10 protein-coding genes are annotated in these 8,794 nt (G+C 70.0%); 5 read left to right on the top strand and 5 right to left on the bottom strand.

Annotation, left to right across the window (positions count from 1 at the left end; all coding sequences use genetic code 11):
• Positions 1-207: 207 nt before the first annotated feature.
• From BMY74_RS05915 to BMY74_RS05900, 4 genes are all read right to left on the bottom strand, one after another.
• On the bottom strand, positions 208-705 hold the full coding sequence (locus tag BMY74_RS05915) for a COG4315 family predicted lipoprotein (protein WP_089910826.1): 498 nt from the start codon (positions 703-705) through the stop codon (positions 208-210).
• A gap of 33 nt (positions 706-738) precedes the next feature.
• On the bottom strand, positions 739-1,221 hold the full coding sequence (locus tag BMY74_RS05910; protein ID WP_089910823.1) for a hypothetical protein: 483 nt from the start codon (positions 1,219-1,221) through the stop codon (positions 739-741).
• 57 nt (positions 1,222-1,278) lie between these two features.
• On the bottom strand, positions 1,279-1,896 hold the full coding sequence (locus BMY74_RS05905; protein WP_089910820.1) for a TetR/AcrR family transcriptional regulator: 618 nt from the start codon (positions 1,894-1,896) through the stop codon (positions 1,279-1,281).
• 90 nt (positions 1,897-1,986) lie between these two features.
• Complete coding sequence (locus BMY74_RS05900; protein WP_245785924.1) at positions 1,987-2,574, bottom strand: D-alanyl-D-alanine carboxypeptidase family protein; 588 nt, start codon at positions 2,572-2,574, stop codon at positions 1,987-1,989.
• A 277-nt stretch (positions 2,575-2,851) separates the two neighbouring features.
• On the opposite strand from BMY74_RS05900, the gene BMY74_RS05895 reads away from it, so the two are divergent.
• From BMY74_RS05895 to BMY74_RS05880, 4 genes are all read left to right on the top strand, one after another.
• Positions 2,852-3,208: an SSI family serine proteinase inhibitor gene (locus tag BMY74_RS05895; protein WP_177229599.1), complete on the top strand. Its 357-nt coding sequence runs from the start codon at positions 2,852-2,854 to the stop codon at positions 3,206-3,208.
• Between the two features lie 132 nt (positions 3,209-3,340).
• Complete coding sequence (locus tag BMY74_RS05890; RefSeq protein ID WP_089910814.1) at positions 3,341-4,438, top strand: calcium:cation antiporter; 1,098 nt, start codon at positions 3,341-3,343, stop codon at positions 4,436-4,438.
• Positions 4,439-4,501: 63 nt separating this feature from the next.
• Complete coding sequence (locus BMY74_RS05885; protein WP_089910811.1) at positions 4,502-5,908, top strand: FAD-binding oxidoreductase; 1,407 nt, start codon at positions 4,502-4,504, stop codon at positions 5,906-5,908.
• Positions 5,909-5,994: 86 nt separating this feature from the next.
• Positions 5,995-7,125 carry a lipase family protein gene (locus BMY74_RS05880; RefSeq protein ID WP_089910808.1) on the top strand — a complete coding sequence of 377 codons (1,131 nt, stop codon included), beginning with the start codon at positions 5,995-5,997 and terminating at the stop codon, positions 7,123-7,125.
• Between the two features lie 245 nt (positions 7,126-7,370).
• On the opposite strand, the gene BMY74_RS05875 is transcribed toward BMY74_RS05880, so the two are convergent.
• The gene (locus tag BMY74_RS05875; RefSeq protein ID WP_177229598.1) at positions 7,371-7,829 is read right to left on the bottom strand and encodes a DUF3291 domain-containing protein; all 459 of its coding nucleotides are present in this window, start codon (positions 7,827-7,829) and stop codon (positions 7,371-7,373) included.
• A gap of 25 nt (positions 7,830-7,854) precedes the next feature.
• On the opposite strand from BMY74_RS05875, the gene BMY74_RS05870 reads away from it, so the two are divergent.
• Positions 7,855-8,784, top strand: a complete 930-nt coding sequence (locus BMY74_RS05870; protein WP_177229597.1) for a D-2-hydroxyacid dehydrogenase family protein — start codon at positions 7,855-7,857, stop codon at positions 8,782-8,784.
• Positions 8,785-8,794 lie beyond the last annotated feature (10 nt).

Genomic DNA, 8,794 nt, shown 5'->3' with positions numbered 1-8,794 from the left:
TCCGAGAGGGCTCGTGCGGCGGCAGCGTCTATGGGAGCGCTCTCACAGTTGATACCTGAAACCGGTTCCGCGCGGAACCGGTTTCAGGATTTCCGGTACAAACGAATCGTTCGAGTAACCCGAACGCGACAAACCGGCAACCCCTCGGGGCCGCCGGTACCAGTGGGTGGTTCGGGCGTCACGCCGTGCGGTCGCGCGCCCGGTGCCTCAGCGCGTCGCCTTGGCTCCGGCCGGTGAGATGGCGAACCACCTGTCGTCCACGCCGTGCCCGGTCGTGTCGCCCGCCTGCTCGTCGTCGACGTACCGGTGGACCGGCTTGCCGGCGATCGTCACCTGCTCCAGGCCGTCCGGGCGCTTCGTGGTGCCGAGCAGGGCCGGATCGAGGCCCGGTGCCTCGATCTTGCCGCCCTTGGCGAGCAACGGCGGCCACACGAGCGTGCACTCCGGTTCGAGGCACGTGGGCTTGGACGGGCCGTCCTGCGTGGTGAAGTAGAGCGTGTAGGCCTCGCGGTCGGCGACGACGGCGCCGACCGCGGGCGACTCCACGACCTGCAGTTTCGCGATGTCTCCCGGCAGGATCTGGGTGGGCCCCGCGACCGGACCGGCAGCGGCCTCCAGTTCGGCGAGCGTGGCCGTCTCCTCGTCCGGAGGGGAGGAGCAGGCACCCAGGCACACGAGCAGCGCGAGAACGGCGAATCGGCTCACAACGGGTGATACGGGCGGCGGCGCCGGGTCGGTTCACCGGGCCCCGGTCCGGCGCACGCGCGACCGCATGATCGTCGCCGCCTTCTGGAAGTCCTCGTAGGTGCTGTCGAGCGTCACGGACAGGACCCGGCCCTTGAGCTCCACGTGGTAGTCGCTGGACTCCGTCACGGGCACCTGGAACGCCGTCACGACCATGCCCTCGCGGCGGATCTCCTCGACCTCGTCCCACGTCACGACCTGCGGCACCGTCCACCCGCGCACCACGACGAACCCGCCGGTGAACAGGTAGAGGCCACCGCCGCGGCGGCGTTGCACCAGCAGCCAGGCGATCCAGATCGGCAGCGCCAGCACCACGACCGGGGCCGCGCTGAGCATCAGCAGCAGGAGCACCACCCCGGCCGCGGCGAACACGCCGAGCACGGAGAAGATCGTCACGCGCCGCCGGAACCTGTGGTCGCACGGCCCGAGGCCGCGTTCGGCCGCGAGCTGTTCGAGCGCCGCGGGGATTTCGACCATCTCAGCACCGTACGAGTGGCGCGGGGCACGTGCGGCCGCTTTCGGTCCCGAACACCCTTACGGGCGAGTGATGGCCGCCAGCACGAGCGCGCGGATCTCGGTGGCGATCTCGTCGACGGCGAGCGGCGGCTCGTGCGCCTGCCACTCCCGCAGCAGGCCCGTGATGGCTCCCACCAGCGCGATCGCCGTCAGCCGGTACGCCCGCCGCGGCGCCGCGCCCGCGTCCGCCGCTCGCAGCGCCTCGGACTCGATGAACTCCGCCCAGGTGCGCACCCAGCGGACGTGCTGCTGCTCGATCTCGGCGTTCACGCCCACGGCCTCGACGTAGGTGAGGCGCGGCGCACGGGGATCGGCCGTGACGCTGCCGATGAACACGTCCAGCAGCGTCGTGATCCTCGTGCCGACGTCGTCGGTCGCCAGCCCGGCCAGCGCCGAGCGGACCCGGTCGAACGCCGTCGCGTTGATCAGGTCGTGCAGTTCGCGCAGCAGGTCCTCCTTCGAGGCGAACTCCTCGTAGAAGTTGCGCGTGGAGACGCCGGCCTCGGTGCACAGCCCGGAGATCTTCGTCGCCGCGAAACCGGTGCTCGTGAACAGCCGCAGGCCCGCCTGGAGCAGCTTCGCGCGGCGTTCGGCCCTGCGCTGCTCGGGTGAGATGCCGCCGTAGGCACGGGCCACCGGTGTCCCCCGATCTGGTAACTGGGCTTGTCAGATTATGTCCGTGCAACCTCGCGCGCATGTCAGGCGTCTAGACCTTTGCGCGGGGGTTCAGCTGCCCGTCGCGCTGGGGATCAGGGCGGGGCACCCTCCGGTGAGATAGCCGGAGCTGTACTCGAAATGCCACTGCTCGTTTTCGTAACGGCGGCACCAGCCGAGGGTGCTGCCGTTTTTCTCGACCCATTTCGCGGATTCGATCGGCTGGACGTCGACGGCGAATCCGATCACGTGCATCGAACGGTCCGGCGGATTCAGCACGTACTTCGACGCGAGTTCTTCGGTCCCGAACTTCTCGACCGCCTCGTCGAACTCCGCCCGCTGTTGCTGACGGCTGCGCTTGCCGTCGTTCAGGCAGAGCGTGATGCCCTGCTCAGAGGCGGTTTGGCGCAGCTTCAGCCACGCCTGCAGCACCTCGGGCCGCAGGCCTCTCGGCTCCTCGTCGAAGTAGCGGGCGTCGATCGCGCACTGCGGTCCGTCCGGCGGTCCGGGCACTTCCTCGATTATCGCGAGCTGCTTTCCCGGGTGGCGGTCGAACACGATCGTCAATCTGCCCAGGTAACCCAGCGCGCCGCCGGTGGAAACCACGAGTGTGACGATCAGGAGCACGCCGAACACGACGCGTCTGGAGGTCTTGGACACGATTCGAATAATACGTCCGCGCGCAACCTCGTCTGTCAGCAACCCGCAACAGTCCGTCGACGGCTCTGTCTCGGCGAACGTGTCGCGCGACACATCCGTTCGGCCCAACCGCGTTTTAAGGGAGCGAAGATGTGATCAGTGAACGAATGCTGGCCCCTTTCGCCCACCCGATTCCGGGTGGCAACATCTGCGGCGGCCGAGAACCGGCCCGTTTTTGTGAGGTCTCAGGAGGACCGCTTTCATGTCCGGCCGCATTTGTGCGTTCGTTGCTCTGTTCGTGTCACTTTTCGCCTTCGCCGGCACCGCGCAGGCCGCTCCCGCCGCACGCGGGACCACCGCGCTCGTGCTGACCGCCCAGTACTCGGAGTTCGACGGCGGCGCCCTCAAGGCGACCGTCCTGACCTGCGAACGAGGTGACCAGCACCCGCGCAGGGCCCTCGCCTGCGCGACGCTGGCCTCCGCGGGCACCGACCTGCAGGCCCTGCGGGCCGACGACAGGGCGTGCACGTTCCACTACGCCCCGGTCGAGGTCGCGATGTTCGGTTTCTGGCGGGGTGAGCCCGTGAACGAGGTGCACACCTACCCGAACTCGTGCGTCATGCTGGCGCACACGGGTGCCCTCTTCGATTTCTAGGAATCGAACACGGCACCATCCAGGAATGTGGAGCGGGGCGCGGCAGGGGCGCTCCGCTCCACATTTTCTCGCACCCGGAATCAGTGCTGCGCCGAATGGCGGAGAACCCGCCGGGTATGCGAGGGTTGGATCATGGCCGCCGCCCCTCGCTTCCCGCTGCTCCACTGGACGACCATCACCCCCGTGCTCGGCGTGGTCCTGCTCGCCCTCTTCTGGGGCCGCGACCTCGGGGGCGTGCTCGTCGCGATCGTCGCCGTGGTCCTCGCCGCGACCGTCCTCGCCGCCGTGCACCACGCCGAGGTCGTCGCGCTCAGGGTGGGGGAGCCGTTCGGGTCGCTGGTCCTCGCGGTCGCGGTGACGGTCATCGAGGTCGCCCTGATCGTGACGCTGATCGTGTCCGGGGGTCCGGAGGCCTCGTCGCTCGCGCGCGACACGGTGTTCGCCGCGGTCATGATCACGACGAACGGCATCATCGGCATCGCGTTGCTGCTCGGCGCCATCAAGCACAACACGATCCTGTTCAACGCCGAGGGCAGCGGCGGCGCGCTCGCGACGGTCATGACGCTCGCGACGCTGACCCTGGTGCTGCCGACGTTCACCACGTCCACGCCCGGCCCCGAGTTCTCCGGCCCGCAGCTCGCGTTCGCCGCGTTCGCGTCCCTCGGCCTGTACGCGATGTTCGTCTTCACCCAGACCGTGCGGCACCGCGACTTCTTCCTGCCGGTCGACGAGGACGGCGTGATCGAGGCGGACGAGCACGCCGACGCGCCGTCGGGCAAGGCCGCGCTCACCTCGCTCGGGCTGCTGCTCGTCGCGCTGGTCGCGGTGGTCGGCCTCGCGAAGATCGAGTCGCCCGCGATCGAAGCGGGCGTGAAGGCCGCCGGCTTCCCCCAGTCGTTCGTCGGTGTCGTCATCGCGCTGCTCGTGCTGCTGCCCGAGACGATCGCCGCCGCCCGCGCCGCGCTGCGCGACAGGATCCAGACCAGCATCAACCTCGGCTACGGCTCGGCGATCGCGAGCATCGGCCTGACCATCCCGACCATCGCGCTGGCGACCATCTGGCTCGACGGGCCGCTGATGCTGGGGCTCGGGTCGACGCAGATGATCCTGCTGCTGCTCACGGTCCTGGTCAGCGTGCTGACCGTGGTGCCGGGACGGGCGACGCGCCTGCAGGGTGGCGTGCACCTGGTCCTCCTGGCGGCCTTCCTGTTCCTGGCTGTGAACCCGTAACGGGTTCCGGACCGGTACCCGGATCCGTTGTGCCCCGTTCCGCCCGACTCCTACGTTCGGAGCATGTTGCGACGCAGGGCACTTCTGCAATCCGCCGCACTCGGGGCCGTGTCGGCGCTGGTCGGCCGGTCCACAGTGGACGTCCAGCTGATCAGGCCGGGTGACGCCGCCTACGGCGATGCCAAGCTCGGCTACTTCACGCAGTACGACGCGCAGCGTCCCAGAGCGATCGCGAAGGTCCTGACACCGGCGGACGTCCAGCGGTGCATCGAGATCGCGCGTCAGGAGCGGACCCGGATCACCGCTCGCTGTGGTGGCCACAGCTATCCCGGGTACTCCACGGCGGACGGTGCGCTGGTGGTGGACGTGCGCGGGCTCAACCGGATCGACGTGCGGGCCGACGGCACGGCCGAGGTCGGTGCGGGCGTGTTGTTGATGGACCTCTACATCGCACTCGCCAACGCCGGACGCATGATGCCCGCCGGCACGTGCGCGACGGTCGGGATCTCCGGGCTGACGCTGGGCGGTGGCATCGGCATGACCGCCCGGCAGTTCGGTCTCACCTGCGACCGGCTGGTCAGCGCCCGGATCGTCACGCCGGACGGCGTGCACCGCACGGTGTCGGAGACCGAGCACGCGGACCTGTTCTGGGCGCTGCGCGGTGGCGGTGGCGGCAACTTCGGCATCGTCACGTCGTTCGTGTTCCGCACCGAACCCGCGCGCGACCTCACGACGTTCGCCCTCACGTTCCCGTCGGCGGCCCTGGCCTCGCTGCTCAGCGCGTGGCCGGACTGGCAGGGCAAGGCGCCGGACGCGCTCACGTCCACGCTCGGCGTCGGCAGCGGCGCGACCCCGCACGTCGAGGTGAGCGGCTGTTTCGCCGGCACGCAGGTGAATCTGAAGCCGGTGCTGGACGACCTCGTCCGCCGCGTCGGCGCGCAGCCGACCTCGCGCCGGGAGACCGAACAGGGCTTCCTCGCCGCGATGGAGCGGTTCGCGTGGTGCAGGGTCGGCGACGGCTCGTGCAGGCCCTCGTGGAACGGAGGCGGCGGCAGCCAGCCGCGCGGCAGCTACGTCGCCACGTCGCGGATGCTGACGAAGCCGATCACCGACCCGCAGAAGCTCGCGGACGTCTTCAGGAACACCCCGAACTCCTACAACATGATCGACGGGCTGGGCGGCGCCGTCGGCCGCGGCCCGGCGACGGCGTTCCCGCACCGCGGCGCGCTGGCGAGCATCCAGGTCGAGCTGTCGTTGCAGGCGGGGGAGGCGAACGCCCGGCGCGCGATGGGCGTGGCGCGCGACGAGCTGGGGAAGATGTTCGGCGCCAACGGGTACGTCAACTACATCGACCCGCAGATGCCGGACTGGGCGCAGGCCTACTACGGCTCGTCCCTCACCCGGTTGCGCGAGGTCGCGCGCAAGTACGACCCGGACAGGGTATTCACGTTCGCCCAGGGGCTTGCTTGAATCCATCAAGCCGTACGGGCTATTGCTCCGTTGCGACGTTCGGCCCTACATTGCGGTAACGCCGGTTACCACAAAGGGGTCCAACGATGCAGCTCCGTGCCGTGCTCACCGCCGTCCTACTGTTGTTCGCCCTGGTCACACCCTCTTCGGCGGCCGCGCCGGGCGAACTGGTCAGCAGCAGGGAGGTGGCGTGGCACCCGGAGCCGCTGAGGCTGCTCCCGGCGCCCGTGAAGGCGTACGACATCCGCTACAGCTCGACCTCCGCGACGGGCACGAGCACCGTCGTGTCGGGCATGGTGCTCGTGTCGCCGCTGCCGTGGAACAACGGCCCGCGCCCGATCGTCGCGTACGCGATGGGCACGCAGGGCCTGGGCGACCAGTGCGCGCCGTCGCGGCAGCTCCAAGCCGGCACCGAGGTCGAGATCGCCTTCCTCGCGCAGGCCATGTTCAACGGCTGGGCGGTCGCCGTGACCGACTACGAAGGCCTTGGCACACCAGGGGACCACACGTACGCGGTGGCCCGTTCGGAGGGGCGTGCGCTGCTGGACGTGGCACGGGCGGCGAGCGGGATCCCCGGCCTGTCCGCGGACGCACCGGTCGGCGTTTTCGGCTACTCGCAAGGAGGTCAGGCCGCTTCCTCCGCCGCCGAGCAGTGGAAGTCCTACGCCCCTTCGCTGAACGTCGTCGGCGTGGCCGCCGGTGGTGTGCCGGCCGACCTCAACGCGGTCGCGAAGTTCAACGACGGCAACGCGGGATCGGGCCTGGTGTTCGCCGCGGCCGCCGGATATGCCGCCGCCTACCCGGAACTGCCGCTGTCGTCGGTGCTCAACGCCCGCGGCCAGCAGGTAATCGACCGGATCCGCGCGGCGTGCGTCGCCGAGATCGCCTTGGTGGCCCCGTTCACGCGCCTCAACTCGTTGACCACGACGCCGGACGTCATCCAGGACCCGTTGTGGCAGCAGCGTTTGAAGGAGAACACGCTCGGCTCGGTCAAGCCCGCCGCGCCCGTGTACCTCTACCACGGCACCTTGGACGAGCTGATCCCGTTCGGTGTCGGTCAGAAGCTGCGCACGCAGTGGTGCTCGCTGGGCGCCGACGTGCAGTGGACGCCGCTGCCGTTGCTCGGGCACGTCACGGCGGTCAGCGCTTGGGGCGCGAACGCGCTGAACTGGCTGGGTGATCGCTTCGCCGGGAAGACGACCCGTCCCAACTGCTGAGCACCGCCGCGGCGAGAGCCGTGAAGCAGGTCCCTCCCGCGAGGAATCCGTGCAGCAGCGGGAGGGGCCTCCTCGCCGTGAAGGTGGACTCCTCGGCCGCCTGCCAGCAGTCGTCGCTCGACGCTCGTGCCCGCCCTTGCGGGCCTCGGCGCAGGTGATCCGCCGGAGGCGCTCGGCGCGTGCGTCCCTGTTCCTGCAGCAGTTCGCGCGAGGAGAGGCCATCGACCCGCGGCCGATGGCGGAGATCATCGTGCGGGGTGCTCTGGCGCGGGAAAGCGGCGCCGGAACGTGAACGCCTCCGGTGTCGGGCCGCTCTTCACCAGCTCGAGCTTCGCCAGGCCCTCCTCGGTGGTGGGCAGGTGCCCGGCGGGAACCCACCACATGACGTCGAACGCGCTCCCCGGCTCGAACCACTGCTCGCTGCGCTTGACGGCCTCGAGGTGCACACCGCTGAACGTGAAGGCCCACAACGACTCGACCGACTCCCACACGCTGAGGTTGTAGGCCTCGCGCATCGGGTCGAGCCCGAGCCTGACCAGGTCGTTCAGCATCCGCTCGGAGGTCGGCCGCCACACGAACCCGGGAGCCTGCCGCGCCAGGTCGTTGATCGCGTCGATCCTGCTCGCGAACCCGCGCATCCTCCAGTGGTCGAACGCCCACCGCCCGGTCGAGATGTTGGCCTGCGCCAGGTGGAAGGCTCCCATGCGCCTACTCTGACATGATCGGCTCATGCGGTGTGCGGTGCTGGACGACTACCAGGGCGTGGCGCTCGCCAACGCCGACTGGTCGGGCCTCGACGTGACGGTGCTGCGCGAGCACCTGGACGACCCGGCCGACGCGCTGGCCGAGGCCGAGTGCGTCGTGATCATGCGCGAGCGGACCCCGTTCGACGCGGCCCTGTTCGCGCGCCTGCCCCGGTTGCGGCTGCTGATCACGAGCGGCATGCGCAACGCGTCCATCGACCTGGCCGCGGCCCGCGCGCACGGCGTGACGGTCTGCGGCACGGGCAGCGCCAAGACCCCGCCGACCGAGCTGACGTGGGCGTTGATCCTCGGCCTCGCCCGTCACCTGGCCGTCGAGAACGCGGCCTTCCACGCCGGCGGCCCGTGGCAGAGCACCGTCGGCGTCGACCTCGCCGGCCGCACCCTCGGCCTGCTCGGCTTCGGCAACCTCGGCAAGGCCGTCGGCCGCGTCGGGCGGGCGTTCGGCATGGACGTGGTGGCGTGGAGTCCCAACCTGACCGCCGAGCGCGTCGAACCCGAGGGCGTCCGGCTCGCCTCGGGGCTGCACGACCTGCTGGGGCAGAGCGACTTCGCGTCCGTCCACCTGGTGCTGAGCGACCGCACCCGCGGCCTGGTGGACGCCGCCGCGCTGGCCTGCCTGAAGCCCTCGGCGTTCCTGGTCAACACCTCGCGGGCGCCGATCGTGGACTCGGAGGCGTTGCTGGAGGTGTTGCGGGAGAAGCGGATCGCCGGCGCCGGGCTGGACGTGTTCGAGGTCGAGCCGCTGCCGCTGACCGACGAGCTGCGGACGTTGCCGAACGTCCTCGCGACCCCGCACCTGGGATACGTGACGGAGGCGAACTACCGCACGTACTTCACCGAGGCCGTGGAGGACATCCACGCGTTCCTCGCCGGTGAACCGATCCGGCAGCTCTAGCGGTCAGTTA

The sequence above is a fragment of the Lentzea albida genome, assembly GCF_900111005.1.
Lineage (GTDB): Bacteria > Actinomycetota > Actinomycetes > Mycobacteriales > Pseudonocardiaceae > Lentzea > Lentzea albida.
Note: the sequence above shows the minus strand (reverse complement) of the source record. Positions and strands in the feature narration are given on the sequence as shown.

What these genes read in the sequence shown, in the direction of transcription:
- BMY74_RS05910 (WP_089910823.1), bottom strand. Translation starts at nt 1,221, where the DNA reads ATGGTCGAAATCCCCGCGGCGCTCGAACAGCTCGCGGCCGAACGCGGC.
- BMY74_RS05890 (WP_089910814.1), top strand. Translation starts at nt 3,341, where the DNA reads ATGGCCGCCGCCCCTCGCTTCCCGCTGCTCCACTGGACGACCATCACC.
- BMY74_RS05885 (WP_089910811.1), top strand. Translation starts at nt 4,502, where the DNA reads ATGTTGCGACGCAGGGCACTTCTGCAATCCGCCGCACTCGGGGCCGTG.
- BMY74_RS05880 (WP_089910808.1), top strand. Translation starts at nt 5,995, where the DNA reads ATGCAGCTCCGTGCCGTGCTCACCGCCGTCCTACTGTTGTTCGCCCTG.
- BMY74_RS05875 (WP_177229598.1), bottom strand. Translation starts at nt 7,829, where the DNA reads ATGGGAGCCTTCCACCTGGCGCAGGCCAACATCTCGACCGGGCGGTGG.
- BMY74_RS05870 (WP_177229597.1), top strand. Translation starts at nt 7,855, where the DNA reads ATGCGGTGTGCGGTGCTGGACGACTACCAGGGCGTGGCGCTCGCCAAC.